This window comes from Nonomuraea maheshkhaliensis, assembly GCF_039529435.1.
GTDB lineage: Bacteria > Actinomycetota > Actinomycetes > Streptosporangiales > Streptosporangiaceae > Nonomuraea > Nonomuraea maheshkhaliensis.
Window position 1 is genome coordinate 1 of record NZ_BAAAMU010000038.1, and the last position, 25,987, is coordinate 25,987.

25 protein-coding genes and 1 pseudogene are annotated in these 25,987 nt (G+C 66.2%); 9 read left to right on the forward strand and 17 right to left on the reverse strand.

Annotation, left to right across the window (positions count from 1 at the left end; translation table 11 throughout):
* Positions 1 to 303 precede the first annotated feature (303 nt).
* Positions 304 to 543, reverse strand: coding sequence for a hypothetical protein (locus tag ABFX54_RS24940; protein ID WP_346108530.1), 240 nt, complete (start codon positions 541 to 543; stop codon positions 304 to 306).
* 463 nt (positions 544 to 1,006) lie between these two features.
* On the opposite strand from ABFX54_RS24940, the gene ABFX54_RS24945 reads away from it, so the two are divergent.
* From ABFX54_RS24945 to ABFX54_RS24955, 3 genes are all read left to right on the forward strand, one after another.
* Entirely contained in the window at positions 1,007 to 1,990 is a 984-nt protein-coding gene (locus ABFX54_RS24945) for an AraC-like ligand-binding domain-containing protein (protein WP_346108531.1), read from the forward strand.
* A gap of 191 nt (positions 1,991 to 2,181) precedes the next feature.
* Entirely contained in the window at positions 2,182 to 2,541 is a 360-nt protein-coding gene (locus ABFX54_RS24950) for a hypothetical protein (protein ID WP_346108533.1), read from the forward strand.
* 368 nt (positions 2,542 to 2,909) lie between these two features.
* A complete protein-coding gene (locus tag ABFX54_RS24955; RefSeq protein WP_346108686.1) occupies positions 2,910 to 3,350 on the forward strand; it encodes a hypothetical protein in 441 nt (146 codons plus the stop codon).
* A gap of 415 nt (positions 3,351 to 3,765) precedes the next feature.
* On the opposite strand, the gene ABFX54_RS24960 is transcribed toward ABFX54_RS24955, so the two are convergent.
* From ABFX54_RS24960 to ABFX54_RS24985, 6 genes are all read right to left on the reverse strand, one after another.
* The gene (locus ABFX54_RS24960) at positions 3,766 to 4,182 is read right to left on the reverse strand and encodes a hypothetical protein (protein WP_346108534.1); all 417 of its coding nucleotides are present in this window, start codon (positions 4,180 to 4,182) and stop codon (positions 3,766 to 3,768) included.
* Positions 4,183 to 4,330: 148 nt separating this feature from the next.
* Positions 4,331 to 5,530: a fumarylacetoacetate hydrolase family protein gene (locus ABFX54_RS24965; RefSeq protein ID WP_346108536.1), complete on the reverse strand. Its 1,200-nt coding sequence runs from the start codon at positions 5,528 to 5,530 to the stop codon at positions 4,331 to 4,333.
* The gene (locus ABFX54_RS24970; RefSeq protein ID WP_346108537.1) at positions 5,527 to 6,708 is read right to left on the reverse strand and encodes a mandelate racemase/muconate lactonizing enzyme family protein; all 1,182 of its coding nucleotides are present in this window, start codon (positions 6,706 to 6,708) and stop codon (positions 5,527 to 5,529) included. Before ABFX54_RS24970 ends, ABFX54_RS24965 begins: the two co-directional genes overlap by 4 nt.
* Before the next feature lie 7 nt (positions 6,709 to 6,715).
* Positions 6,716 to 7,546, reverse strand: a complete 831-nt coding sequence (locus tag ABFX54_RS24975) for a carbohydrate ABC transporter permease (protein ID WP_346108539.1) — start codon at positions 7,544 to 7,546, stop codon at positions 6,716 to 6,718.
* A complete protein-coding gene (locus tag ABFX54_RS24980; RefSeq protein ID WP_346108541.1) occupies positions 7,546 to 8,490 on the reverse strand; it encodes a carbohydrate ABC transporter permease in 945 nt (314 codons plus the stop codon). Before ABFX54_RS24980 ends, ABFX54_RS24975 begins: the two co-directional genes overlap by 1 nt.
* A 64-nt stretch (positions 8,491 to 8,554) precedes the next feature.
* The gene (locus ABFX54_RS24985) at positions 8,555 to 9,775 is read right to left on the reverse strand and encodes an ABC transporter substrate-binding protein (protein ID WP_346108543.1); all 1,221 of its coding nucleotides are present in this window, start codon (positions 9,773 to 9,775) and stop codon (positions 8,555 to 8,557) included.
* A gap of 162 nt (positions 9,776 to 9,937) precedes the next feature.
* Here ABFX54_RS24985 and ABFX54_RS24990 point away from each other — a divergent pair, with 162 nt between their 5' ends.
* Positions 9,938 to 10,711 (forward strand): IclR family transcriptional regulator, encoded by a 774-nt coding sequence (locus ABFX54_RS24990; protein ID WP_346108545.1) that lies wholly within the window; start codon positions 9,938 to 9,940, stop codon positions 10,709 to 10,711.
* 133 nt (positions 10,712 to 10,844) lie between these two features.
* Here ABFX54_RS24990 and ABFX54_RS24995 read toward each other — a convergent pair whose 3' ends face one another.
* Positions 10,845 to 10,988 (reverse strand): hypothetical protein, encoded by a 144-nt coding sequence (locus ABFX54_RS24995; protein WP_346108547.1) that lies wholly within the window; start codon positions 10,986 to 10,988, stop codon positions 10,845 to 10,847.
* Between the two features lie 98 nt (positions 10,989 to 11,086).
* The gene (locus ABFX54_RS25000; RefSeq protein ID WP_346108549.1) at positions 11,087 to 11,281 is read right to left on the reverse strand and encodes a hypothetical protein; all 195 of its coding nucleotides are present in this window, start codon (positions 11,279 to 11,281) and stop codon (positions 11,087 to 11,089) included.
* A gap of 5 nt (positions 11,282 to 11,286) precedes the next feature.
* On the opposite strand from ABFX54_RS25000, the gene ABFX54_RS25005 reads away from it, so the two are divergent.
* Positions 11,287 to 11,535, forward strand: a complete 249-nt coding sequence (locus tag ABFX54_RS25005; RefSeq protein WP_346108551.1) for a hypothetical protein — start codon at positions 11,287 to 11,289, stop codon at positions 11,533 to 11,535.
* Entirely contained in the window at positions 11,532 to 11,678 is a 147-nt protein-coding gene (locus ABFX54_RS25010) for a hypothetical protein (protein ID WP_346108553.1), read from the forward strand. Before ABFX54_RS25005 ends, ABFX54_RS25010 begins: the two co-directional genes overlap by 4 nt.
* A gap of 269 nt (positions 11,679 to 11,947) precedes the next feature.
* Here the strand turns inward: ABFX54_RS25010 and ABFX54_RS25015 are convergent, their stop codons facing one another.
* On the reverse strand, positions 11,948 to 14,710 hold the full coding sequence (locus ABFX54_RS25015) for a hypothetical protein (RefSeq protein WP_346108555.1): 2,763 nt from the start codon (positions 14,708 to 14,710) through the stop codon (positions 11,948 to 11,950).
* 192 nt (positions 14,711 to 14,902) lie between these two features.
* Here ABFX54_RS25015 and ABFX54_RS25020 point away from each other — a divergent pair, with 192 nt between their 5' ends.
* Entirely contained in the window at positions 14,903 to 16,444 is a 1,542-nt protein-coding gene (locus tag ABFX54_RS25020; RefSeq protein ID WP_346108557.1) for a hypothetical protein, read from the forward strand.
* 255 nt (positions 16,445 to 16,699) lie between these two features.
* Here ABFX54_RS25020 and ABFX54_RS25025 read toward each other — a convergent pair whose 3' ends face one another.
* Positions 16,700 to 17,173, reverse strand: coding sequence for a DUF4333 domain-containing protein (locus ABFX54_RS25025; protein ID WP_346108558.1), 474 nt, complete (start codon positions 17,171 to 17,173; stop codon positions 16,700 to 16,702).
* Positions 17,174 to 17,556: 383 nt separating this feature from the next.
* Between ABFX54_RS25025 and ABFX54_RS25030 the strand changes: the two genes are divergently transcribed.
* Positions 17,557 to 18,525: an AraC-like ligand-binding domain-containing protein gene (locus ABFX54_RS25030; protein ID WP_346108560.1), complete on the forward strand. Its 969-nt coding sequence runs from the start codon at positions 17,557 to 17,559 to the stop codon at positions 18,523 to 18,525.
* Between the two features lie 69 nt (positions 18,526 to 18,594).
* Here the strand turns inward: ABFX54_RS25030 and ABFX54_RS25035 are convergent.
* From ABFX54_RS25035 to ABFX54_RS25050, 4 genes and pseudogenes are all read right to left on the reverse strand, one after another.
* Positions 18,595 to 18,738 (reverse strand): annotated as a pseudogene (locus tag ABFX54_RS25035) (transposase); the annotation flags it as partial.
* 91 nt (positions 18,739 to 18,829) lie between these two features.
* Positions 18,830 to 20,089 (reverse strand): MFS transporter, encoded by a 1,260-nt coding sequence (locus ABFX54_RS25040; RefSeq protein ID WP_346108562.1) that lies wholly within the window; start codon positions 20,087 to 20,089, stop codon positions 18,830 to 18,832.
* A gap of 584 nt (positions 20,090 to 20,673) precedes the next feature.
* On the reverse strand, positions 20,674 to 21,975 hold the full coding sequence (locus ABFX54_RS25045) for an MFS transporter (protein ID WP_346108564.1): 1,302 nt from the start codon (positions 21,973 to 21,975) through the stop codon (positions 20,674 to 20,676).
* 109 nt (positions 21,976 to 22,084) lie between these two features.
* Positions 22,085 to 22,465 (reverse strand): nuclear transport factor 2 family protein, encoded by a 381-nt coding sequence (locus ABFX54_RS25050; RefSeq protein WP_346108566.1) that lies wholly within the window; start codon positions 22,463 to 22,465, stop codon positions 22,085 to 22,087.
* 269 nt (positions 22,466 to 22,734) lie between these two features.
* Between ABFX54_RS25050 and ABFX54_RS25055 the strand changes: the two genes are divergently transcribed.
* A complete protein-coding gene (locus ABFX54_RS25055) occupies positions 22,735 to 23,322 on the forward strand; it encodes a GNAT family N-acetyltransferase (protein WP_346108568.1) in 588 nt (195 codons plus the stop codon).
* Between the two features lie 240 nt (positions 23,323 to 23,562).
* Here the strand turns inward: ABFX54_RS25055 and ABFX54_RS25060 are convergent, their stop codons facing one another.
* Positions 23,563 to 24,201, reverse strand: coding sequence for a sigma-70 family RNA polymerase sigma factor (locus ABFX54_RS25060; protein ID WP_346108569.1), 639 nt, complete (start codon positions 24,199 to 24,201; stop codon positions 23,563 to 23,565).
* Positions 24,202 to 24,980: 779 nt separating this feature from the next.
* Positions 24,981 to 25,727: an SDR family oxidoreductase gene (locus ABFX54_RS25065; RefSeq protein WP_346108571.1), complete on the reverse strand. Its 747-nt coding sequence runs from the start codon at positions 25,725 to 25,727 to the stop codon at positions 24,981 to 24,983.
* Between the last annotated feature and the right edge of the window lie 260 nt (positions 25,728 to 25,987).

A 25,987-nucleotide genomic window follows, 5' to 3' on the forward strand; every position in this document is an offset into this window, starting at 1 on the left:
GGCGGTGCAGGCTGCCGACCATCTCCCACATCAGGTCGGTACGGATCGCCATCCGGGTGAGCGCGAGATCTTCGGCGGTGAAGACGATCCTGAGTGTGCCCTTGGAACGATGCGCCATGCCTGTCCCTCTCGGTGGATGCTGGTCGACGATGGCGTTCTGGAGCATCACGCGGCGCCGATCACCTCACAGAGCACCTGGCACGCGGCGACCCCGGCACGTCCTACGCTAACTTCCCGCACATGTACCCGCGCGCGAAAAGCAGCCGCCGCCCGGCATCCGCGACGGCTGCTCCCGTGGTCGGATCAGGTGTAGTTGGCCGCCCAGGCGTTGGTGCCGTACCCGTAGACGCGCAGTTCGTACCGCTCCCCGTAGAGCCCGTAGATGGTCCGGTTCCTGGCGTCACCGGTGCCGTGCCCGACCACCACGCCGGTGTCGAGGTCGGTCAGCCACCACTCGGTGGAGCGGGCGATCTGGTCGACGTCGATGAGAACCCAGTGTTGTGACCGGTGCGCGGGGATGGGCGTGCACTTCCGCGTCGTCATTTGTGCCACCAGGGGCGGAATGCTGCAGCTGACCCGGTCCCAGTCGGCGGCGGCCGCGGCGGAACCCGTGGAGGTCACCATGAGTGGAGCCGCCGTGGACAGAGCCGCGGCTAAAACGAACAATGTCCTGCGGATCGTGCGGCGCATGTCTGTCTCCTCGTGTGTCATGGGACGACCGTGTCCCGTCCCTGACCCGAAGTCTCACACCGCCGTCGAATGCGAGATTGCCGCCGTACGCCGTTCCTTTGACCGTCCGCGCCAGGCGGGTTGTGCCCGTATTGTCAGCAGGATGTTTTCCGCTGAGGTAAAACTCGTTGTGCCCGCGGGCTCGTGCCGCTGAATATGAACGCGGAGGTCTGAGCGGCGCGTGCCATAGGGCTGCCGTCGCATCGTGGGGGACGAATATCTGATGCCTGTATTTGCAGCCGGCGCCCGGCTGCGGCGCCCACGGGGGAGGTGGCAGATGGGCGAATGCGTGGTGCGACTCGACGATGTCCCGGCGGGGGATCGGTTCGAGGTCTGGTGGGAGTCGGTCGCCAAGGCGGTGGTCTCGGTCGAGGCCTTCAGCGCGCACGCGGAGGACTTCTGGGCCGAGATGCGTTCGGTCGATCTCGGCCCGGTGCACCTGACCAGGGTCAGTTGCGTCGGGTTCGAGGCGCATCGAAGCGCCAGCCGGATCCGGCGCTCCGACCCGGAGGCATACCAGCTCTCGGTCACCGTCGGGGGCCGTTCAGGGCTGGAGCAAGGGCACGGCCAGGCGGTCCTGGCACCCACCGATCTGGTCCTGTACGACACCTCCCGCCCCTTCAAGGCATGGAGCGCCGCCGACGGGGATGGCCTGTCCGAGGGGCTGATCGTCCAGTTCCCGCACGACGTGCTGCGGCTCTCGGAGACCATCGTGAAGCCGCTGCTGGGCCGGCGGATGTCCGGGCGGCACGGCGTGGGCGCGATACTCGGCGGCCTGCTCCAGCAGTCGCTGTCGAACGCGGGCCACCTGTTGGCGGCCGACCGCGGCAGGCTGTCCACGATCGTCGTCGACCTGCTGACGGCGCTGCTGGCGCACGAGCTGGAGAAGGACCCGGACACGCTCCTGCCGGATTCCGGCCAGGTGCTCGTCCTGCGCGTCCAGGACTTCGTGGAGCGGCACCTCGACGACCTGAGCCTGTCCCCCGCCGACATCGCCGCGGCCCATCACGTCTCACTCCGCCACCTGCAGCGGCTCTTCCTCCAGGAAGGGCTCACCATCAGCGGCTGGGTCCGGGACCGGCGGCTCGAACGGTGCCGGCGCGCCCTGGCCGACCCCCTGACGGACAGCGTCCCGATCAATGTCATCGCCGCGCGGTGGGGATTCATCAGCGACGCGCATTTCAACCGCCTCTTCCGCCGGACTTTCGGGCTCCCGCCGGCGAGTTATCGCCGCCACATGCGAGACGGGCGGGTCCGGTAAAGCCTCTGTCAGTCACCTCCGGTCAAAGAGTCGGCGCGCGCGGGCAAGTTCTCCGGGAGCGTTTATGTAAAGCTCTCGATGCACCGGCAGTCCAGCGAGTGACGGAGGAGAAAGTGAGCAGCAACAGTAAAGTCAGCAGTGAGATCGAAGGACGAGCAATTCGCACGAAGCCGGGAAGGAGGTGGAGCGCGGTGAGCGGCGTCAAGCGCGCGGCGGTGGTGGCCGCCGCGGCGGGGCTCGGGCTGACCCTCACTCCCGGGATGGCCCAGGCCGCCTCGGCGTCCTGCTATGTGAGCGTCGGCAGTTCCTCCTGCAGCAGCGGTTCCATTCCGGCGGACGCCGCCGAGCACTACATCTACTTCTCGGTACGAGGCGGCCTCACGTGCGCCCAGGCCGACTTCCGCATCATCGACAGCACCAACGGGGCGATCGTGTACAGCCGCCACGTCGGCGCGGGCGTCGCCAGCGGCTACGTGCGCGGCCTCTACGCGTCGTACTACCTCCGGGTGATCAACAGCTGCGGCGGTGGCGGCGGGAAGATCGAGAACTGACCCGTCCCAGGCAAGCGGCGTCGTCCGGCCCCGGGCGGCGCCGCACTCGGGGTCGGCTCTGCACTGCCGGCGACTCGCGGCGGTCCCGTGCCCGTCACGCCCGCGCCACTCGTCCTGCTCTGCCTGCTGGTTCCGGGCGGAACGACGGTTGACGTCGTACATCGCCAGCCCGTGACCTTCAGGCGGGCCGCTGCCTGTGCTCGGCGAGCAGCATAGCCACCAGGATCAGCACGAGGAGCGCGAGTTCGGCCAGCGCGGCCTACAGCCCGGCTGCGATCAGTGCGGCGGGCCGCATCCTGGCGGGCATGATGCGCCTGCTGCCGCTCGCGTAGCGCCCGCAGATCAAGGTGTGCTCGCAGCAGCTGGCGTTGCAGCTCACGGCCCTGCTCGACGATCGTCTCCTCCAGCCGGTCATGGGTCAGCATGCCGGACGCCGCGTCGGTGAGCTGTCCGATGAGCCAGTTGAAGGTGTTCTTCGCCTCCGCAAAGACGTCAGCGGCCAGGCCGGTGTCGTACGGTGCCTGCATAGGGCTCTTCTCTCGCCGGGGACGGCCACATCCGGCAGCCCCATCGCCACCGCGCTCTGCCCGGCCCGCATTGCCCGGTCGGCATCGACCACGATCTCTACCGCGTCCCGGTACGCGCGCGGCAGCATCGCCGCCGTTATGCCCGGCCGCCACGTCGAATGCGACCGGCCCGCGATCTCACCCAAGCGTCTGGCCGGCCTTCTTCTCACCGAACCGAGCAAGCTCACCGGCCACCACGCCGAGCGGTTGGACGCCGCCATCACCGCCACTGCCACGAGATGACCATGCTCGCCGGACCCGTCCGGGACCTCGCCGCTCTCCTCGACCCCAGGCAGGGCCACGACCAGCGACTGACCGCCCGGATCGAACAAGCGCGTCAGGCCGACCCTGCCCCACCTGCACGCCTTCACCCGCGGGCTGGACTACGACCGGGCCGCCGTCAACGCCGCCCTCACCCTCCCGTTCCACAACGGCGGCACCGAAGGCGTCAACACAAAACGACAATAATCAAAAGGCAGATGTACGGGCGAGCCGGCTTCGCGCTCCTCCGTCATCGCATCCCGCTCGGCTAACCACTTTCCGCCACCACCGAAAGTGGGCCGGAGCCAGTGACCGTACAGTCCCCGCTGCTCCATGTCTCAGGTCGTGCAGCCGCACAGAGGGAAGTCGGGTCCGTCCAGTAATCCCGTACAGTCCCCTACCGGCCGCCGGTGAAGGAGGCGGCGGGGACGAACAGCTCGTGCCCAGTGCCGAAGCGAACCTGTACGCCTTCCGGAGTCCACTGTGTGGACTGCACCGGCTTGTCGGCGATGCCCGGGAGGTCGACGTCGACGAAGTGGCCGTAGCGCAGCGACGGATCGCGTCCCGCGTACAGGCGATAGGAGTCCTCCAGCAGCGAGTGATCGCGAATGAGCGCTATCACGTGCGAGGAGTCGTCGTCGTACGCGACCGTGCCCGGCTGCTTGTCGGTATAGAGGGTCTGCTGGGCGGGCCAGCGCATCGCGATCACCGCCCCTGCGCACAACACGACGCCCACGATCAGGCCGATCACCAGGGGGCCAAGCCGTGCCGACCGACGCGCGGTGCCGGATGGCGCGGGGGTGTGGACCGTCATGTTCACCTCTCTCTTACAGACGTGCTGACCCTTCCAGCCCCACCTTTCACTCTCCTTTCTCGCCGCTTGAAGGCCGCCCTGAGCCCTGGCCGGGCCCAGGAACCGGTCGTAACGCGCGGCTATCCTCGGATTTCGGGCAGGACAGTGCTCACAACAGTCCTCTCTTGTGGAGATTTCCCATGAGGTCGCGGATCCCGAAGCTCCAAGGCGTACAGTCCTCGGCGTTCTGGACGCGGTTGACCAGGGTGCCGAGTACGGGAGAGCTGATCCTCACCACATCGCCGGTCTTGTGCGTGAACCCCTCGCCTGGGTGGTCGCGGTCCTGGATGGGCGCGAACATCGTGCCGAGCATGAGGACCGCGCCGTCGGGGTAATGATGGTGCGGGCCGATCAGCTGCCGCACCAGCGCTTCCGGATCGCGTGAGATCCGCGACATCTCCGAGACCGCCTCAAGGCGGAAGCCGTCCTCGCCTTCGACGTCCAGCCGCACCGCGAGGCCGCGTACCTGTTCCAGGTCGAACCGCTCGTCGAAGAGCCGGATGAGGGGGCCGAGCGCGCAGGACGCGTTGTTGTCCTTCGCCATCGGCAGCAGGAGCGCGGATCGGCCTTCGACGTCCCGGAGGTTGACGTCGTTGCCGAGCGTCGCCCCCACGATCCGGCCACTCGATTGGACGATGAGTGACACCTCGGGCTCCGGGTTGTTCCATGTCGAGGCGGCGAGCACCCCGACGGGCACCGCGGTTCCCATGGCGGACAGGATCTGGCCCTTGGTGAAGATCTCGGCATCAGGGCCGATCCCGACCTCCAGGTACTGGCTCCACATGCCTTCGGCGACCAGCAGGGTCTTCAGCCGCGCCGCATCCTCGGAACCTGGCGAGAGGTCGTGAAGGTCGGCGCCGATGCCGGCGAGCATCCGGCGGCGGATGTCCGCCGCGAGTGCCATGTCGCCGCCGGCCCGTTCTTCGATGACGCGCTCGATCATCGAGACGGCGAAGGTCACCCCGGCGGCCTTGAGCGCCTGGAGGTCGACCGGTGCGAGCAGCCAGGGCCGGGTACGGTCGCGGGCAGGGGACCCGGTATTGGCGAGCACGTCCCCGAAGGCGCCGACGTGCCGGCCGTTCAGTCCGGAGACCACGGCAGCGGGTTCCGGCAGCTCGCAGATATCGCGGACCGTCGGGAACTCCTCGCTGATGTCGATGACCTCTCCGTCGCGGACCACCACGGGTGAGGGCCCTTCGACGAGGGGGTCCCAGATCCGGCCGATCAGGACGGCGTCCGCGGCATCGTCAGGCAGCGCGTCCGCGGCCGTCCCGAACCAGGCGGGCTCATCGGACGATGACAGGTTCATTCGCCGTCTCCCAGGTTGAAGAAGGACCGCTCGTCGGGGGGCCGGATGTCGAAGACGGCGTCCTGGAACAACCGCATGGGGTGGGGTGTGAAGGGATGCCGTGCGATCGCCTCCAGGTCGAGCTCGATGCCGAGACCGGCCCCGGTCGGGATGAGGATGTCACCCTCCTCCGTCAGCACGAGTCTCTCGTTGGTGATCTCCGGGCGCCATGGGACGTCGGTGGCCATGATCTCCAGGTAGCGGAAGTTGGGCAGGGCGGCCCCGAGCTGCAGCGTCGCCGCCGTGCTCAGCGGTCCGCTGGGATTGTGCGGCGCGAACCCGACGTAGCCGGTCGCGGCGAGCGTCGAGATGAAGGCCAGCTCGGCGATGCCGCCGGCGTGCGTCACATCAGGCTGGACGAAGTCGACCGCCTGCCGGGCGAGCGCCGGCGCGAAACCCTGCCGTCCCAACCATCGCTCCCCCGCGGCGATGGGCACCGGCGATGCCCGGCGGATGTCGACGAGAGCGTCGAGATTGTCCGGAGGGCAGGGCTCCTCGAAGAACACCGGATCGAACTGCGCGATCTCCCGCGCGATCTTGATGGCGTGAGTGACGTCGAACCGGCCGTGGCCCTCGATGAACAGCTCGACGTCGGGCCCGACGGCGGAGCGGACGGCGTCGATCTGCGCGAGCACGCGGTCCATCTGCCGGGAGGTGATCGTGAGGTCGAAGTTCTCGAAGGGATCCCACTTGAGACCGCGAAAGCCGCTGTCGACGGTCCTCTGCGCGGCGGCCGCGTACTCCTCGGGCGTGGCGGCTCCGGAGAACCAGCCGTTGGCGTACGCGCGCACCCGGTCGCGGGTGGCGCCGCCGAGCAGGCGGGAGACCGGGACGCCGAACTCTCGTGCCGAGATGTCCCACAGCGCCATCTCGAACGAGCTCAGCGCGGTCATGATGACGGGGCCGCCTCGCCAGTACCAGTCCCTGGCCAGCTCGTACATGATGCCGGAGATGCGAGTGGGGTCCAGCCCGGTCACGGCCTCGGCCAGTTCGGTGATGGCGCCCTGGACGGCGCGTTCCTTGCCCTCCAGGGTCGCTTCACCCAGTCCGACGATTCCTTCGTCCGTCGAGACGCGGACGATCACGAGATTGGTGCGATAGAAGTCGACGACGAGAGTGTCGACTGAGGTGATCTTCACGTGCGGCTCAGCCCTTCACGGCGCCGGCGGTCATGCCGGCGACCACATACTTCTGTACGAACAGGTAGAAGACGACGGCCGGCGCCGTGAACAGGAAAGAGACCGCCATGACCGTCTGGATGGGCGTGCCGAGCTCGCCGATGAAGTTGGCGATGCCGACCGATGCCGGCTGCGTCTCGGGAGTGAAGATGAACGTCACGGCGAACACGTACTCGTTCCAGGCGTGGAAGAACGCGATGACCGCGCTGGCGGCGAGCGAGGGGGCGATCAGCGGCACGTTGATGCGGGTGAGCACGGTGAGCGGTCGTGCTCCGTCGACCCGCGCGGACTCCTCGATCTCACGGGGCAGGCCATCGATGGCGCCCTTGAGGATGAGGGCGACGATCGGCAGGACGAAGGCGGAGTTGACCAGGATGAGCCCGCCGAGGGAGTCGAGGAGGTCGAATCGCCGGAAGAGGGCGAACAGCGGCACGACCATGAGCGCCTCGGGAAGCATCTGCGTGAACAGCAGCACGACGGTCACGAGGACCTTGCCCCGGAACGAGAATCGCGAGAGGGCGTAGCCGAGCGGGATGCCGAGACCGATCGAGAGAACCGTCGTGCCCGCGGCGATCACAAGACTGTTGCGCAGCCAGGTCGCCGCCTTGCCTTCGGCCAGCGCGTCGATGAAGACTCCGAACTGGGAGAAGTCGGGGACGAGCCGGGCTTCGGCTGCGAAGAGCTCCGAATCGCCGGACAGCGCGGTGACGAACATCCAGTACAGCGGGAAGACGGCGATCCCGAGCACGACGAGAACAGCGACGATCCGCAGGGTCAGACCGACGTGGGACAGCCTCATCAGCCGGCCTCCCTTTCAGCGGCGCGGGCGACGAACCGGCTGCCGGCGATGACGATGAGCGAGATGACCACACCGACCATGCCGACCGCCGCCGCCGAGCCGAGTTGTTTGGAGTCGAAGGCCTGCGAGTAGAGGTCGATGACCAGCGTCTCGGTCGCGCCGACCGGTCCTCCCTTCGTCATGAGCCAGATGAGCTCGAATCGCCGCAGCGACCAGATGGTCATGAGGAGGGCGAGCAGGCCGACGGTCGGCTTGATGGACTGCCAGGTGACGGCGCGGAAGGTCCACCATCGTCCCGCGCCGTCCATCGTCGCGGCCTCGGTGAGGTGCGGCGGGACGGCCTGCAGCGCCGACAGCAAGACCACCGAGGTGAACGGGAACAGCTGCCAGATGGTCGTGACGAGGATGGCCGGGAGGGCGTATCGCGGGCTGTCGAGGATGGCGCCGCCGGGGACGCCGAGGCCGACCGCGTCAAGGACGCGGTTCACGATGCCGTAGTCCGGGTTGAGCATCCAGATCGCGATGAGCGCGACCGCGATGCCGGGCGCCGCCCACGGAATGGTCACCAGTGCCCGCGCCAGCCCCCGGCCGCGGAAGCCCTTGTTGAGAAGCAGGGCGACTGCGAGCCCGGTTCCCACGGCGGCGACGACACACACGACGACGTAGACGAGGGTGATGAGGAGGGTACGGCGGAAGTCCTCATCGCCGAAGATACGGGTGAAGTTGTCGAACCCCACCCAGGTGCTGTGTGCGGGGTTCAGCAAAGAGGTTCGCGTGAAGCTCAGAAAGACTTCCTGCGCCAGCGGAACGACCTGGAAGACCAGGATGAAGAGGGCTGCGGGGGCCAGGAAGAAGTAGGGCGTCCACCTGCTCCCCAGAGGGCTGCCTCGACGCCGGGTCCCGGTTCGAGGCCCTGGAAGCTGCTGCTGTTCCAGCGCGGTCATCGAATGTGGTCCTTAGAGAATAGGACGCCGCCGGCGGGAGGGGCTCGCCGGCGGTGTCGTCCGGTCAGCCAACCAGTTGGGTCGCCTGTTGCTGAGCGCGGTCCAGTGCGGTCTTGAGGTCGACCGTGCCCTGGAGCGCCGCGATCACGTTCTGCACGACGATCTTGCGGATGTCCGGTGTCTTCGCCTCGAATCCCTGGACGATCTGCGGCAGGCTCGTCTCGGTGAGGTCGTCGAAGACGGTCAGGAACGGCGTCTCCTTGAGCTGCTCAGGGCTTCGCTTGGTGACCGTCGCCACGCTGCTGGCTCCGAGAATCTCCTGCAGCTTGACCTGGTTCTCCGGCTCGAGCGTCCACTTGATGAAGGTCGCCGCCGCCTCCTTGGCCGGGCTCGCCTCGTTGATCACGATGGGGGCGAGGATCGCGCCCTGCTTGCGGACCGGGAACGGGATGGGTGCGACGTTGAAGTTCAGATCGGCGTTCTGGCCGCGGGTCGCGGTCACATAGCCGCCGTTGTTGAGCTCCATGCCGACCTTGCCCTCGGCGAACATGCGGCGGAACGTCGCCGCGTCCGTGCCACGCGGGATCACCTTGGCGTCGTACAGGTCCTTGAACGCCTGCAGACCCTTGAGGTTCGCGGGCGAGTTGATCGTCAGCTTCTGGCCGTCCGACCACGCGCCGCCGAAGCCGTAGACGTAATTGAAGATGTCCTGCCACACGCCGGCTTCCTCGGCCTCCGTCTGGCGGAACGCCAGGCCGTAGGTGTCGCCCTTGGTCAGCGACTTGGCCGTCTCGACGAACTCCTCATAGGTCGTGGGCGGCTTCTTGATCAGGTCGGCGTTGTAGAACATCGCGTAGTTCGACGCCTCGAAGATGATCCCGTGACGCTGGCCGTTATGGACCATGAACTGGTCCGGCTGCTTGATCAGGTCGTACTTGCTGACGTCCATGAGGTCGTCGAGCGGTGCGATGAGGCCGGCATCCGCGGCGGACTCGAACTCCGGCATGTCGAAGCGGATGAGATCGGGCCCTTTTCCGCTGCCCATCTGGGTCAGGACGGTCTGGCCGAACGTCGGGTACGGCACCGCCGCGGGAGAGACCTGAATCTTGTTCTGGCTCTTGTTGAACTCCTCGAGCCATTTCGTGAGTAGCGGGCCCCGGCCGGGGTCGCCGAGGGTCGAGGCAGCGAACGTCAGCTTGGTCACGCCGCCTTCGGATCCGCCGTCGGAGCCGCAGCCGGTCAAGAGTGCGGCGGCCATACAGGTGACGCCGACCGCCGCGACCATGCTCCGGCGAACGCGATGCAGCCTCATTTGTGCTCCAGAGTGATGACTCGTTACTTCCTGTCGGAATTGCAACGATCGTAGCGACATGTGCAACGCTGTCAAGTGACGATTGCGCAGGTCATGCGCTACATTGCAAAATACGCAACGCGAAGGAGGAGTTAGGTGGCGCAGACGATCCGGCGCGCGATCGACCTGATCCGCTTGACCGCGGAGCATCCACTGACCCTCTCCGAGGCCGCGGACGTGCTCGGCGTCCACAAGTCCACGGCTCTCCGCATCCTCCAGACGCTGGAGAACGCACGGTTCGTGCGCAAGACGGGAGCCGGGACGTACGTGTTCGGCAGCGGGCTCATCGAGCTGTCGGAGCTCGCGCTCGGTTCCATGGACCTACGTCAGTTCGCATCCCCGCACCTCCGTGCGCTTCAGCGGCAGACGGGCCATACCGTGCACCTGGCACAGTTGACCGGCGACGAGATCATCTACGTCGACAAGGTGGACAGCCCCGCGTTCGACGCGGTGAAGCTGCCGTCACGGATCGGCCGCGCCGTCTCGATCTACGCGAGCGCCGTGGGCAAAGCGATCCTCGCCCATCTCTCCCGGGAGGAACGCGATCGCCTGCTCTCGCACGTGGCCTTCGAGCGGTACACCAGCACCACCCTCGCCGACCGCGAATCCCTTGAGGCCGAGCTCACCCGCGTCGCCGAACGCGGCTGGGCTGTCGACGACGGCGAGCACGACGCCTATGTCATGTGCGTCGCCGCGCCGATCAGGGATTCGCGCGGACAGGTCATCGCGGCCGTCTCCGTGACCGCGATCGAGGTGATCGCGAGTTTGGAGCAGCTGAAGGAGAAGCTTCCGCTCCTGCTGGAGACCTCGGCGCTGATCTCTCAGGAACTCGGGTTCACCCCCCAGTCCTCGCCTGCGCCGGCGAGCTGAGACGCGCCTTGCTGGAACACCCCTCCGGCCCGCGGTCACCATCGTGATCGGGATCGGCGTCACATCTCTCGCCGGAGGCGCCATCAGGTCCCGGCGGGCAAGGGCGGCAGTGGACGAGCCGCCAGGGCATGGTTCAGGCTGAGAAGTCCTCCAGGACATCGAACAGTTCGATCGCTGAGGGGGCCTGCATCCCGGGCGCGTCGACGTCGGAGTGAGCGGCCTTGAAGGAGTCGGACTTCATCCGGGCGCGGAAATCCTCGGCCGAGTCGAACTCCATGGTCGACACGTACGGGTCGCCGGGCTCGGCCAGGCGATAACGACACCATGTCGGTAAGATGCGTTCCGGCTCTGCGACGCACCTCAGGTCGGTGGCACTCAGGGCGTCGTCTGGTCCGAGGCGCGGACGAACGGCTCCAGCAGGCCCTGCGCGGACTCCCAGACGGTCTGCAGGCCAGTGCCGGACTCGATCAGCCGGGACCCGGCGAACACGATGGCGTTGATCATCTCCGCTGTCTCCGGCGCTGCGGGGACTCCGAGGACGCGCAGCGTCTCCACGAGCTGCGCGTGCATGGCACGTGTCGGCCTGGATCCCGCAGTGCACCGGCCAGCTCGCCACGCACGCAGGGCAGTCCGGCGGCGGGTGGGCCGCGAACGCCGGCCTGGTGTTCAACGCCGCGTCCGTGCCCGGGTACCTGCTGCTGGGCCATCTGGCAGACCGGTGGGGCCGCAAGCCCACCATGCTGCTGTACTACGCGGGATCGGCGTTGATCATCCCGATCTTCTTCTTCGCCGTCTCGACGCCCGGATCGCAGGCTCCCTCGTGACGCTCGCAACCGGGCTGCTCATCAGCCTGATCGGTGGCATATCGACCGCGGCGACGACCGTCGGAGTCACGTCGTACGTCATCGCGCTCTGCGTGATCTGGTTCGTGGGCCCGGAGACGAAGGGACAACCCCTCCCCCGCTGAGCCCGAACTACTTCTGGCCGGGGGCATCCCACGGGATGCCCCTTCTCAGAGAGGCCACCATGCGATCACGGACCTATCTGCACGACCTGGCCGCGATCCAGGCTCGGCGGACCGGCCTGCACTTGCAGGCGCAGGTGATAATGGCGTCCGCCCCGGGTCAGGGTCTGACCTGGGATCGAAGAGCGTACTGTCCCCGGTCGAGTGCGGGCCGGGCCCTAGAAAAAAGGGCGGTGGTCACGCTCGGGCGGGTCTGTAGGCCATCGCCGAAGCTAGAGTTGCTGGCCGGTCTTGGGGTCGTATCGGACCTGCACGGCCACGACCTGGTCTGTCGGAAGAACTTCGATCCATTGGTCGAACACCTGATAGGGCGCGGCAGGTCGGAAGCCGCCCTCCAACGGGTCGAAGCCGTTCTCAAAGACCTTCTCGGCGGCACGAACGTTGTCCATGTTCCGGTTGGCCTGCTGGAGGCTGCCTGCGAGCAGTTGCAGGACCTCTCCGACGGTCTTGTTCTGGTACTCGCTCGGGTCGCCATCCTGGAAGGCGTAAGGCCGTTGGAACACCCCTTCGCCCTCGATCTTCCTGAGCAGCTGGAGCGCGCACATCTCGTGACCCGGCCGTACCGGGAGTACCGCTTTGGCCCAGGCGGCGTTGAGGAATTCATTGCGCCGCTCATCACCGTCGAGCTGGATCAGCCAGCCCAGCGAACTACCCATCGGCGCCGGCTGGGTCTCTTCGGTGATGAGGTAGTTGACCCGCCATTCAGGTGTGGCATTGCCGTTCGGATCGAGGGCGTTGTTGACATCCGTGAAGGAGTATCGGCTCGCCACGGTTTCCCCTTGGAAGAGCGCCGGATCTCCCGACCCGGGAGGATAGGGGGGCAAAGGATAGTGGCCGACGCTTCCTTGGGTGGGTTCTGGTGGAGTGGGAGGCGGTGGCGTGGTGGACGGAGTGGTGGTGCTCGGCCGCCAGAAGTCGGGGGCGACGAAGTACAGCATCTCGTCCACGTCGAACAGCTGCTGGATCAGCTCCGACCCCAGATGCGGATCCTGCCCGAGATCGATGCGCCGGATCAGGTTCCGGAATACCGTGTGCCGCTCCTCCTTACGCAGGTCCTCCGAGGAACGCGAACGCGTCATGCTGACCTTCTTCAGCCGCTCTCGCACCGCGTTGCCGTAGGCCTCGTGCTGCACTTTGGAGACCCGTTCGGCATAGTCGTCCATGGCGGCCTTGTTGGCCGTGTCGATGGCCTGTTTGGTCTCGGCTTTCGGCGTGTAGACGATGGTGACGTCGAAAGGCATGGATTTCTTGGTCTGGAAGTTCGCGTAGGTCAGGCGTATTCCGAGGGTGTTCGTCGCCGGGTCGGGATTGGCGGTCATGTTCAGGTCGGAGGCGGTGGCGGTGAACTGTACCTGGGCACCGTGGAAGTCAATGGGAGGCGGAAGGGGAGGTGTGCCCGGCCGTTTGATCTCAAAGCCGTCCGGCGCAGGCGGCAGCGGGAGATTGAACCTGAACAGGATGATGTCGTCGACGCCGGGTGAGTCCTTGTTGATTCCGTGGTCGATGTTGTCGGACGAGGTCACATAGGTCTGGTCCGCGTTCTCGTCCCCCTGGATCCAACGGAAGGGCACCGACAGCGAATGGGTTACCTTCTGGTCAGGTGGATAGGGCTTGACCTCGGGTTTAGGAATATCGGTCAGGTCCGGCGCGGGAACCATATCCACCATGTCGCCCAGTCCCAAGTGGCGGCCGGGTTTGTCGATGTAGACCTGCCAGGCCAGGCGGGAGCCTATGTGCTGGAGTTGCACGCCGACTTTCCGCATTTTGCGCCGCAACTCGTAGTTGACGAGGTCCTCGGTGGAGGTGTTCTGCAGGACGTAGCGCCGGCTCGAAGTGTCGGTGCTTTCCGTGACCGTCTTGAAGGTGGTCTTGAAGTTGCGTTTGATCTCGCTCGTGACCTTGGAACTCTGGGTGCGACTGTGCTTGTGCGTCTGCTCTGAGGACCGTTCGCGCGTGCTCTGCGTACTGAAACTCGCGCTGGCGTCAGCGTGGAAGATGGGGGCATTCACGCCACCGGTGGCACTGACGCCGAGTTTGGTGTCGTTGGCGTTGGCCTCTTTGACCGCGTCGGCGACATCGTCCTGATCGGTGAGGCTTTCCTCCACCTTGCGGGAGGTCTCCAGCGATTGCTCGGCGGTCTTCTCCACCAGGGTACGGCGTGTGCTGGTCTCCACCAGTTCCACGGTGCCGCCGGGGCTGAGCCATACATGACCTGCAGGAACCCCCAGGAAGGAGTCGAACTCGAAGAAGTACTCCCGGAAGAGGTTGACCAGTCCCACGGGCGACAGCACACCTTGCAGACCGGCCTCACACTGGCCGACCACCGCCGCCAACGCGTCCTCCTCCTCCAGCATGCGAGCGGCGGTTTCCGCAATGTCGTCGAGGTCGGAATAGCCCGCCCCGCCCAGGGTGCGGGACAGCGCCCACCGTGTGTTCAGCGCGCCGAACCATCCGGCCAACGGCTGGTAGACGCCGAAAAGCTCGCTGGCGTACGGCAATGACCCCTTGAAGTCGGACAGCGGCCGGCCGTTGAACGCCGGCCTCCCTGGCAGGGGTACGGTCATCGTCTGCACCGGGGCCTGAGCACCCGCCTGGCTCGTGGCGAAGGACAGCGACGTCATGGGCTGGTTGGCCGGCATCTTGACGAGCATGATCTCGCTGGTGGACGAGGAGACAGGGGCCACGAACGAGATGGTCAGCGCGCCTGCCGGGTGCGTGTCCCGACCGACATATTGCCGAGTCGAGTTCTGGTCTCGCACCAAGAAGGTGTTCTGCAGTTCGGTGACGCCCGGATAGAGGGCGGGATCCCGCACGTCGACATCGCGGGGCAGGCCAAGAGCGATCCGCTCGTTCGCGGGGATCTCTCCGGGCGAGCTTGGCTCGATCTTGTACGACCAGATCCGGAACCCTGAGTCCGGGCCCGGAAGCGTCGACTTGCCAGTGAATGTAACCACAATCGCCATGAGATCCCCCACCCCGCATCCTCTGACGCGCCCACAGCCAACGATATACTATGAGTAGCGATATAGGTACTCTGTGTATATCCTATGTCTCCACGCCACCAGACATCAGGGTTGCGGCCCTTCTCGACCGGAGCTCACATGGTCATTGATCACCGAATCTCCGTCGATGCCAACTGCCGACCACAAGCCGGATGAGGTTGGGCCATGACGCGGTTCGTCGTTCGCGTGTCCGATATCAACGGGCGGGAATACACGCCACCCTTCTTCGTGGCGCGCTATCTCAGCAATCCCCGCCCCGGGGAGGTGAGCGTTCCAGTCATCACGCGGCTCGCACCCGGCGTGCCGACGGACCTTCAACCCGCCGGCGACGAGGTGAATCTGACCGTCGGCACCCAGGCCCCGGGGTTCTCCAGCGAGACATTCACCGTGCGCAAGATGGGCGGCCGATGGCTCGCCGACATGCGCGCGGCCACGATCAGCGTGCAAGGCGACACGGTCTTGGTCGACGTGGTCGACGGAACGATCCGGCTCGCGCCGACGATTGCCTTCCCACCTGAGCAGAAGGTGAAGGAGAACCCGCGAGCGCTGCTCTGCGAGCCGGGGCAGGGATGGATCTACTACGGGGCCTACCTCACCAATCCGACAATCAGACGACTGAGCAATCCCGCGGTCTTCGACAGCCCGACGCCGGCGGGCTATCCGTCGAATGACACCGCGGTCAAGAACGAGGACTCAGGCAATCTCGTCTTCCTCGAATACGGATTCACGACGACGCCGGGAGCACCTCGCGGGCCGCGTTTCCTCATCGCGGTCTGGGCGCCGCGGGTGGCCCTCGGCACTCCGCCGCAGGTTGTCGTGTTCTATTCGCCTCCGACCAAAACCCCGGACTTTCCCGGGGACGGCTATCCCTTCCTCGGACGCTATCCCTACGACATCAGGGCCCCAGCGATCGCCAAGGATCTCGTCCAGCCCTACCCATACCACGCGATCAACTACCTCCTCGCGGGATACAAGATCATCCCGCAGATCCAGGCGGCGGGGCGCAATCCCATCGTCATCATGCCGGTCAATCCGACCGGCGGCTGGGGCCCGCTCGACACTCAACTCGGGCTCAGCCGCCTCATCAAGGAAGTCGTGCGCTTCCTTTACGGACACAAGCTTGTCTCAAGCCGCGCGACGCCGACCGCGCGGCTGTCACTTCATGCCGGGCGGGCCTCAATCTTCCCCCAGAAGGGCCTGTTCGACGACGAGCCGATCCCCATGCGCTGGGCCCTCACTGTCTCGGGCTTCAGCAATGGCATCGACCACCCGCTCAACCTGTGCACCTCACTCCCGATCGACGAAAAGCTCTACGACCCCGCGATCTTCGCCTCACCCGAGACGGCTCTGGTCGACAGCTGGCGGGAAATCTGGGACATCGACGGAGTCGCCGACAACGGAGCCGGAGCCGAGCGGCATCTGCGGAACCTGCAGACGTGGCTCAAGAAGGAGCGGCGTACCCTTCGGTCCTACCACTCCGACTACGGGATGCGGACGGCGCCACGAACCCTCGTCGATCCAGCGCGCGTGGAGACACGGCCGGTGAAGCCCTACAAGGGCGTCTTCATCTCGGAAGGCAGCAGTGCCGACGGACGGGCGACCTGGGTGCAGTTCTCCGATGCGGCGCTGCAACCGAGCCCTTACGATCCGCACCACACGGTGCCCGCCATCGCCTTCGGGCATGCTGCTCGCTTTGCGCTGCCTTGATGACCAGCAGGCCGAACACGTCGCTCACCAATCGGTAAGCCAGCGACGACAACACCCCGGGATGGCCGCAGCCACCGCCCTGATCATGCGGCAGAACACCAGCTCACAGCACGACACCGAACTGACGAGCGAGGCACAGTGGCGACAGCCCGGTTCCCGTGTCGCGCCTTCCGCTTCCGAGGACCGATCCCCCGAAGGGACCGGATCTCCGGCCTGAGCCTTTCGTTTCCCGGACGGGTCGCGCGAGCTCTGTGTTCACCCGACGTTGCCGTCGACCCTGAAGTTGTAGTTGACCTGCTTGCCGTTGACCGAGGTGGCAGTGACGGTGACACCGAGAGTGTCGCTGCCGGCAGTGAGCTCGCAGCGGATCGTGGCGCCGGCCCGGGCCGGGAGGTGCTCAGGACAGGTGACCCTGTCGGGACGCTTGCCGGCGGTCGCGGCGAGCTTGTCGGAGATCGTCTGCGCGACTCGGGCCTTGTGGACGGCCCCGCCATCGCTGACGCCCGTGTCCTCGGGCTCTGCGGGGTCGTCAGCGACTCGCTTCTCCTCAGTCGTCTGCCGCTCCTCGGTGGGGGTCTCCTCGGCACCGGCCGCTTCCTCGCCGGCCGTCGTCTCACTCTTCTTCCCCACGTCGCCAAAAGTGAAGGAGCATCCGGTGGTGAGGAGCACCGTCAATGCGCCCAGCGCCGCCGCGGCCGCAATCCTCTTGTTACGCTCCGTATGCCACATGATTTCCCCTGTTGGTGGGTGATGAGAAAAAGATCAGGATGCCGGGGGCGGCCGCGTGCTCGATACGGCGACGGCGAAGGCGATCGCGTCAGTGGAGGGCAACCTGCGCGGCGCTCTCCCTTCCCTGACCTCGTCCATAGACCTTAGGGTCATCGTGGGCTTCGGACTTTGTCATTCATGCTGGGAACTTTGTCAGTGGTGCACAGCCCAGGCGCCGTATCAGGTGAGGGCTCCACGTGCGCCCGTCGAAGCCGTTGTACAGCGAGAGGCGATCGCGGCAGACTGATGTCGGGAACCGGCCGTGTCGAGGGGAGTCTTGTGGGGGAACGGGCCGAGGTATGGCCAGGTCGGCTCTGTGACCGACGCGGACGAAGGCCCGCCTCGTGAGCCCGGTCCTCGACACCGCGTTCATACCGCCGCGGGATCGGGAGGAAGTGGTCCGGAACGCGGTGTGGAAATCCATGGTGGTAGTCGACATCGACCACGGTCCACCGGCTGAGGACATCGCCGTTCGCATAGGGCTCGGCGCCGTCGGGCCTCTCAGGGTCTGTTCGGCGCGGGCGACCGCCGTCACGCTCCGTCGGACGGAGCGGCTCGCCCGGAAGGACGAAGAGCCGGCCGTCACTCTGGGTGTTCAGATGACGGGCAGCAGCATGGTGGTGCAGAACGGTCGCGAGTGCCTGCTGAAGCCGGGAGACTGCGCCGTCTTCGAGTCTGTCGCTCCCTACACACTTCTCTTCGACGAGGGAGTCGACCACCGCTTCATCCGTTTCCCCCGCGCCGCACTCGCGCTCCCCGACAGATTGCTGAGGGACATCACCGCGGTCCCTCTGGGAGCCGACAATCCCATCGCGCGTCTCGCCTTCACCTATTTCGCCCAACTGGCCGTCACCGACGAACTGCACCAGGGTGTGCACACCGACGCCGCCGTGCGACCCAGCGTCGAACTCCTCCGTGCCGTCCTGACTTCCCAGTACGGCGACTCCGGCTTGGCCAAGGCGCCGTTGGAGGCGACACTCAGCCTGCGGGTCACTCGTTACATCCGTGAGCATCTGGCCGATCGGGATCTGTCGGCGGCGCGGATAGCCGCCGCGCACGACATCTCCGTACGCCATCTCTACGCTGTGCTGTCCCGTTCGGGAATCAGCCTCGGAGACTGGATCCGTACCCACCGTCTGGCCGAATGCAGGCGGGAACTGGCCGGCCGGAACGGGCGGCTGCGGACCATCGCGGCGATCGGGCGAAGCTGGGGCTTCGCGGACGCGACCCACTTCAGCAAGGTGTTCAAACAGACATACGGCATCTCACCGCGGGCCTGGCGCGAACAGAACCACCCCCGTCCCTCCGCGTGACGGTCTCCGCGCGGCCGCGTTTAGCGTTCGCTGCCGCCTGCCCAGCTGAGGTAGGTGGGTTCTCCGGTCAGCGGCCGCCGACTTCAAGATCTCGTTGGCTCCCCGCAGCTCACGGACCTCCCGCTCGAGTTCGGCGATCCGCTGCGCATCGGCCGTCGAGGTTCCCGGCCGCTGTCCTCCGTCGACCTCGGCCCGCCGGACCCAGCCGCGCAACGCCTCGCGGTGCACGCCGAGCAGGCGGACCAGCACAGGACGCCATCTTGTCTGCCAGAACCTGCTGTACCGGTACATCACATTGTCATCATCACTCGGCGCGCTGGCTGATCGTGCCAGTGTGCGGGTCGCGTGCGGCGATCACGGTGAACAGGGTGGCGATGAGGGCGAGTGCGCTGTACCCGAGCGCGATGTGCGGCACTGAGAAGACGTTGGAGAGCTGAGCGGAGATGAGGCTGGGAATGGTCGCGCCGCTGTAGCTGAGGAGATAGACCACGGCGAAGACCGGGGCCCGGTCGGTCAGCCTGCTGCCGTAGAGGAGGCCACGGGTGGCGGCGCTGATGGCGATGCCTTGAGCGGCCCCGGCGACGATGGTCGCGGCGATGAACAATGGAAGTGCGCCGGTGGTGATCGCTGTGATCATGCCGATCCATCCGGCCAGGAAAGCGATCATGCCGATGCGTTGAGCCGCGGCCGGCGAGAATCGGCTCCCGAGGGGAGCGCCCAGAGCGCTGGGACCCATGTAAGCGGCGAACACCAGTCCAAGGACGAGCGGGCTGTCGGTATGAAGTTGGTCTTCGACTAGTGCAGGCACGAAAGCCTGGTAGAACGCCCCGGTCGCCCAAGTGGCCAGGAGCACCGCGGCTGCGACGGGGAGCAGCCGCCTGACTCGGACCGGTACGCGAACGCTGGGCCGCAGCGATCGCCAACCGCCCGGCGCTGGGGTCACGGTGTCCGAGCTGATGGCGACGAGCGTGATGGACAGCAGCAGCAGAACGATGACAACCAGGTAGATGAGTTTACGTGGCCAGGGGCCGAACTGGACCAACGCTCCAGAGGCGATGGCACCGACGGCAAGACCGAGCATGACCGTCTGGCTGGAGGCGACGGAGGCCAGCCAGGTCGGCCTGGCCGGTGCGGCGTCAACGATGTAGGCGGTGAGGCTGCTGCTGGCCAGCCCGGCACCAAGACCCATCAGCAACCGCCCGGCGATCAGGATGCCGATGTCGTGCACGTTCAAGAGCAGCAGACAACCCAGTACGAGCAGTCCGAGGCTGGCCATCGCGGTGGGCCGTCGGCCCACATGGTTGGACATTCGTCCCAGCACCAGCAAGGTGCTGAGAGTAGCGGCGGAGTAGGCGACGACGGTCAGCGAGATGCCAGCGTTGGTGAACCCGTCCTCAACTCGATAAATGTTGAACAGAGGGATCGTCGAGCCCACTGCGGCGAACACGGCCACCAGGGAGACCACCGCGGAGACGAACGCCGGCCGCAGCCTTGTGTCCCGGCCGCCCGGGCTGGTCGCCGGGGTCACGTGTTGCATCGAGCCGTCTTCCTCTTTCCGGATCATGCCAGCGCTTCTGGGGGTTGTGGGCTGCGCACGGCGACGTAGCCGAGATCGTGCGGTGAGCCCTCTCAAATGAGTCCTCGGGAGGTGTTCCATCGTCCGGAGCCGGGCGTGTCAGAGAGAATCATGAGGGGCTGGCTCACCGTACGGTCTCGGCTTGTTACGTCGCGACCAGCAGCTTCGCAGGCGCCGTCAGGCGCCAGGAGCGATCGCGCAGGCGGAGACGCGGACCCAGGTCCCCTCACGCTTCCGGTACATGTCCGTATACAGAGCTTCCTGCCTCGCTCCATTCGCGAGCATGGTGCAGGTGCTGCGGCCGTGGATCAGAGCGACGTCGAGAATGGCCAGGTCTTCGGCCGACTGCTTGGTGTCGTTCTTCCTGCTCCTGCATTGTGCGGTTCGGTGTTCGTTATCGACGGGCACAACGAACCGCGTCATGGTCTGATTGATTGGTGTCGGATCGCAGCGCCGTCTTACCTTCACTGTCGCGACCTCGCTCGTTCGTCGAGGCCGTCGCACCGTCGGCCCTTGGCGATCAGCGTGGGAGGACGCCGAGGGGCGGTGGAGGCTCTTTGCCTCCTGTCTCCTCATCCCCTCCGGACGAGTGTTACGACCCGCCCCGCCGCCACGGCGAGTGCGGCGGAGGCCAGGACCATGAAGCCCGCCGTGAGGAACACCGTCTGCAAGGTTGTCGACGAGACCAGGATCGCGCCGATGCCCGAGCCTGCCGCCAGGGCTATCTGAAGGTTCGTCACGTTCACCGCCGATGCGGCCTCCGGGGATTCCGGGGCCGCGTCGAGTATCCAGACCAGCGTTCCCGGGTTCACGACTCCCCAGAGCAAACCCCACAGCACGAGCAGCAGGCCGGCAGCCCAAGGTATGGCGCCCGCGCTCGCCAGCGCGATGAGCAGGGCGGCCACTACCGCCGCCGCCCCGGCGAAGCTGCCGATCACACCGCGCTTGAACAGCGATCCAGCGATGAGTGAGCCGACGATGCCACCGATGCCGTAGATGACGTACAGCAGGGAGATCACGCCGCTGGACAGATGCGTGTGGTCCATCAGGAACGGGGTGACATAGGTCCAGGCGGCGAACTGTCCGACGAACACCATCGCGCCCGCCGCCATCCCGAACCTGGCGGCCCGCCGCATCACGACTCCCACGAGATCACGCAGTTGTGTACGCCCGTCCGGCGGAATGCTCGGCAGCACGACTGCCTGCACGACCACGGCGATCAGCGTCGCCGCTGCCGCGATGGCGAAAGTGAGACGCCAGCCGACGAGGTTGCCGAGGAACTGCCCCGCCGGCAGCCCCACCACCGTCCCACCCGAGATACCGGCCGCGATGGCGGTGATGGCGCGGGTGCCGCCGGCCGGGCCCACCAGCTTGGGTCCGACCGGTGAGACCACAGTCCAGAAGGCCCCGAGAGTGGCGCCAAAGATCATACGGGCGATCAGCACCAGGACGAAGTCCGGCGCCACCGCGACGACCGCGTTCGACACCAGCACCGTCAGCCCCAGGACGACGATGACGGAGCGCCTGTTGAAGCGGCCGGAGCCGAGGAAGAACAGCGGTGCCGACACCGCCGCGCTGAAGCCCGGCACGAGCACCATCAGCCCTGCGAGGCCGAGCGAGACATGCAGCCCGTCGGCGATCTCCGGCAGCAGCCCCACTGGCAGCGTCTCCGTCATGACGATGACGAACGCGCCGAGCGCGACTGCACCAACGGACGCCCAGCCCCGCCTGCCACCGGGCTCCGCACCGGTGGCAGCAGCGCGGACGGCTGAATGCTGAGCCGGGACGCGGACGGCCGCGGTGCACGAGGATGCCGTGACCACGCGCATCTGGGGTGCGTGGTGCGTCAGCGTCGGCTCTTCGTTTTCGATCACGCGTTCTCCTGGCTGATCGCATGTTCTGACCGGTCTCTGCTCGGTGAGCGCGCCACGGCGTATCCGCACGAGCCCCGCGGGCGGCCATAACGGCTCACATGGCGGCGGGTCAGGCGCCCGGGGCGATTGCGCAGGCGGAGACGCAGAGCCAGACGCCCTCACGCTTCTGGTACACGTCCGTGTACAGCGCGTCGTGCTCCACCCCATCGGCGATCATGGTGTACGTCACCCTGCCGTGGATCAGCGCGACATCGCCAAGGATTCGGATCTTGACTTCGTGCAGCACTTGATCCTTGAAGGGTCGGGGCTTGGCGATATCTTCGAGGTACTCCTCACGATTGCGGGTGACACCCGGTGTCTGAACGATGAAATCCCCAGCGAGGAATTCACCAAGGCGCTTGGCATCGCCGGCCTGGTCCGAACGGTTGTAGTCAAGATTGAGTTGCACGAGGATCGCCAGATCTTCGGGCGACGATTCGGTGTCGTTCATCTCTCGCTCCTTCTACGTGCGATTCGGCGTCCACCGCGGCTGGGCCGTCGTTCCCGCGCCGTCTACGCGGCGCCTCGGCCCAGCCGACGCCTACATATGGGACTATATAGTCCAAACTAGGTTGACGCCACTGGGCAGACATTGAGCGTCAGCAGCCGAGAAAGCTTGACTCTTGGCGCTTAAATGGACGACTTCATCCGATCCGGCGTAGTGTGATCAACCCCTGATTGCCCTGTTGGGCGTGTCCTGTCCCCCGTCGAGGAGCAGCGTTGTCTCACGAGGTCACCATCGTCGGCTCGACCATCAGCACACCACGGTTGCGGCTGCGTCCGTGGCATCAAGCAGACGCAGCGGAGGCGCTCGACATCTACGGCAGCACGGAGATCTCCCGGTGGCTGGCCCCGGCCATGGATCGCGTCGACGATCTCGACCAGATGCGGGCGGTGATCAACAGGTGGATCGCCGCACCCCTGGGATCTGAAGGGCGCCCGAGTGGCCGGTGGGTGATCGAAGAGACCGAGAGCGGACGCGTCGCCGGCTCGGGGCAGATCCTTCCGCTGCCGCCGGAGGGCGACGACCTGGAACTGGGCTACCAGCTCGCTCCCTGGGCTTGGGGCCGCGGGCTAGCGGCCGAGGCGGGTCACGCTCTGGCCCACTATGCGTTCAGCAACGGCGAGGAAGAGGTCTTCGCCGTCGTACGGCCCAAGAACGATCGCGGTACACGCGCCGCCCGCCGCATCGGGATGGAATGGGTCGGCGAAACGGAGAAGTACTACGAGCTGCGTCTTCAGGTCTTCCGGCTCCGCAAGGGCGACTTGGACACCTCTTCGCCAGAGCCGGACCCCGTCGAACGCTGATCCCGGTTCACGCCATCCTGGCCAACGGCGCAGCCCCTGACTCCGCAACCGTGGCACGCCGGCGACGACTGCGGGCGTGGCGTTCGGCTGAAGAAGCTCAAGGCGGGCCGGCTGATCACCTGGCCATGCTGCCGTGCGTTCACTCCGGATATCGACCCCCAACCGATGACCCCCTCTGGCGCGAGTCGCCCGATGGCGCCGATGGCGTCCTGGCGTCCTGGCGTCCGAAGCAGGCGATCCTCAGACCGACCGAATCGCAGGCGGCTCAGGCAGGTGGCCATCGGCCACCAGCGCGATACGGAGCTTCTTCCTGGCGTCGAAGAGCACCTTGTACAGCGCATTGTGGGTCGAGCCCAGTTCGTCGGCCAGAACATCCATCGGCATGCCGTTGAGGACCGTCGCAACGAACACAAGCCGCTGGCGATCGGACAGGTTCTCGTTCACCGCAGCCGAGACGGCGGCCGCGAATTCCCGGACCTGCGCCTCACCCTCGGGGCCGACGTCGAACCGAGAAGCGAGCTTGGACCAATCCTCTTGTTCGTAGGAGATCTCGTGGCGACGCCAGAAGTGGCGGTTCATCTTCGTGGCCACGTTGAGGATCGCGAACTTGCTCGCCCATGTGGTGAACCGCGACTCCCCCCGAAACTTGTCCAACCGTTCGGTGATGGCCATCAGTGCGTCAGCGGCGGCCTGATGGGCGATGTCCTCGAGTTCCGGGCCGTCCAACTTGAGGCGGGAGGCGCGTCGACGAGCCTCAGAATGCGCGACGCGGAGCAGCAAGGGATACAACTTGGCACATGTCGCCTCTCTCCTTGAGCCTGCGGCGGCGAGATCCCGCACCCATCGGCGATTCTCTTGATCGATCTCCGCGTCGTCCACCGCAAACCTCTTTCGTCAGAGCGGCACAAGCCGTGTATGCGCTGGTCGAGTCGCTCCCGACACCACGCCTCCGTCTACCATGTATTGGACTATAGAGTCCATATAAATGCTTGCCATTCTGCAAGATCTCAATATTTTACCGACCCTATAGTCCAGTTTGTTCGGCTACGACGGGCCCGGCCGAGATGAGGCCGGCCCTGTGAGCGTCGACAGCAGGGCCTCCAAGTCCTGGGCGCATGGACCGCAGGCCGGAAGGTGTGCATGGATGCCCGGGCACCGCTCGCTCGGGTCGTCGCCCGCAGCAAGCAACTCCGTAGAGACGTCCAGCATCGCCATGGCTTCGCCACAGCCCGCGTCGCGCGGAGCGGTCTGGAGAAAGGCGTCCGGTCGAGCCCAGCGGAGATCCTGCAGGGTATGTCCTGGTCGAGGCATCTTCAGACGTTCTCCACCACCGCGCCGGTCTGGGCTGATGGCGGCTACGCCGGACGCCTGCTCGCTTGGACACGCGACGTGCTCCACCTGACTGTCACGATCGTCAAGCGCAGCCGACAACCCGCTATCAGCAGTATGAGGCTGGCGATCGAGGTCGTCCGTCGTCCCAAGTGGTTGGACAGTCACTCCATCACCGGAACACAGCGCCGAGCGAGACCACGGCGGACAGAAATGCCCAGTGGAGCGGCCTGCCTGGCGAGCCCATGTGGGCGGTGGCGCCACATACCGCATCGCGCGGCAAGGCCGGATGCCGGCAGAAACGGGTCTGCCAATTTGCGATGATTCGGTCAGATGGCCAAGCCTGCGCCCCCGGACACGACGATCTCTTGCCCGGTGACGTACGCAGCATCGTCCGAAGCCAGAAAAGCGACCGTCCCGGCGACGTCTTCCGGCGTCCCGAGGCGGCCGAACGGGTTGCGCTCGGCCATCGCCGTCATCGTCCCTGCGACGTCTTCGGCTTCCGTCCGGATCGAGGCCCGCGTCATCGGGGTGTCGGTCATTCCCGGGCTGACCGCGTTGATGCGGATGCGGCGCGGCGCGAGTTCGAGGGCCAGAGTCGGGATCATGGCCAGCATCGCGCCGTGGGACCCGGCGGCGACGCTGCTACCGGTCAGGCTGCGCGTTGCTCCGATCCCTACGGTGACTATGACCGAAGCACCGTCGGACAGCAGCGGCAATGCCTTGACCAGGGTGAAGAACACCCCCTTGGTGTTGACGGCGAACACATCGTCGTACGCGGCTTCGTCCCAAGCCTCCAGCGTCATCGGATGGTTCACGCCGGCGTTCAGGAACAGCGTGGTCAGATTGCCGAATTGCGCTCCGACTTCGGACACGACCCGGTCAGTGTCCGAGAGCGACCGTGCGTCAGCTTGCAAGACCAAGACATCGTCGGGCAACTCCTCCCGCGCCCAAGCGACGCTCTCCTGACGATGTCCGGTGACAGCGACGCGGTAACCGCGCTCGTGCAGAGTCCGCGCGGCCGCCTTCCCGATTCCGCTGGTGCCGCCCGTGATCAGGGCTGTACGTGCCGGCATGACAATCACTCCATCCTTGCTCTTGGCTCGACTGGACAGCCCAGTGGCATCGCATCGGTGCCAGGCGTGGAGGAGAACTTTCCGGCAGTCACTGAGCTCGCAGCCTGGCGAGACAGTTTCCTGCCCCCACCATGTACCGAGATGTCTAGCAAGTCCATCCGGAGCACAAACCTACATCGGACTATATCGTCCAACTCAACAGCGCGGTAACGCCGAAGGCCACTCAGTACGCGCGGCCGAGTCGATCTGACACAGGATTT

What these genes read in the sequence shown, in the direction of transcription:
- ABFX54_RS24940 (WP_346108530.1), bottom strand. Translation starts at nt 543, where the DNA reads ATGACGACGCGGAAGTGCACGCCCATCCCCGCGCACCGGTCACAACAC.
- ABFX54_RS24945 (WP_346108531.1), top strand. Translation starts at nt 1,007, where the DNA reads ATGGGCGAATGCGTGGTGCGACTCGACGATGTCCCGGCGGGGGATCGG.
- ABFX54_RS24960 (WP_346108534.1), bottom strand. Translation starts at nt 4,182, where the DNA reads ATGACGGTCCACACCCCCGCGCCATCCGGCACCGCGCGTCGGTCGGCA.
- ABFX54_RS24965 (WP_346108536.1), bottom strand. Translation starts at nt 5,530, where the DNA reads ATGAACCTGTCATCGTCCGATGAGCCCGCCTGGTTCGGGACGGCCGCG.
- ABFX54_RS24975 (WP_346108539.1), bottom strand. Translation starts at nt 7,546, where the DNA reads ATGAGGCTGTCCCACGTCGGTCTGACCCTGCGGATCGTCGCTGTTCTC.
- ABFX54_RS24980 (WP_346108541.1), bottom strand. Translation starts at nt 8,490, where the DNA reads ATGACCGCGCTGGAACAGCAGCAGCTTCCAGGGCCTCGAACCGGGACC.
- ABFX54_RS24985 (WP_346108543.1), bottom strand. Translation starts at nt 9,775, where the DNA reads ATGGTCGCGGCGGTCGGCGTCACCTGTATGGCCGCCGCACTCTTGACC.
- ABFX54_RS24995 (WP_346108547.1), bottom strand. Translation starts at nt 10,988, where the DNA reads ATGGAGTTCGACTCGGCCGAGGATTTCCGCGCCCGGATGAAGTCCGAC.
- ABFX54_RS25000 (WP_346108549.1), bottom strand. Translation starts at nt 11,281, where the DNA reads ATGCACGCGCAGCTCGTGGAGACGCTGCGCGTCCTCGGAGTCCCCGCA.
- ABFX54_RS25020 (WP_346108557.1), top strand. Translation starts at nt 14,903, where the DNA reads ATGACGCGGTTCGTCGTTCGCGTGTCCGATATCAACGGGCGGGAATAC.
- ABFX54_RS25025 (WP_346108558.1), bottom strand. Translation starts at nt 17,173, where the DNA reads ATGTGGCATACGGAGCGTAACAAGAGGATTGCGGCCGCGGCGGCGCTG.
- ABFX54_RS25040 (WP_346108562.1), bottom strand. Translation starts at nt 20,089, where the DNA reads ATGATCCGGAAAGAGGAAGACGGCTCGATGCAACACGTGACCCCGGCG.
- ABFX54_RS25050 (WP_346108566.1), bottom strand. Translation starts at nt 22,465, where the DNA reads ATGAACGACACCGAATCGTCGCCCGAAGATCTGGCGATCCTCGTGCAA.
- ABFX54_RS25065 (WP_346108571.1), bottom strand. Translation starts at nt 25,727, where the DNA reads ATGCCGGCACGTACAGCCCTGATCACGGGCGGCACCAGCGGAATCGGG.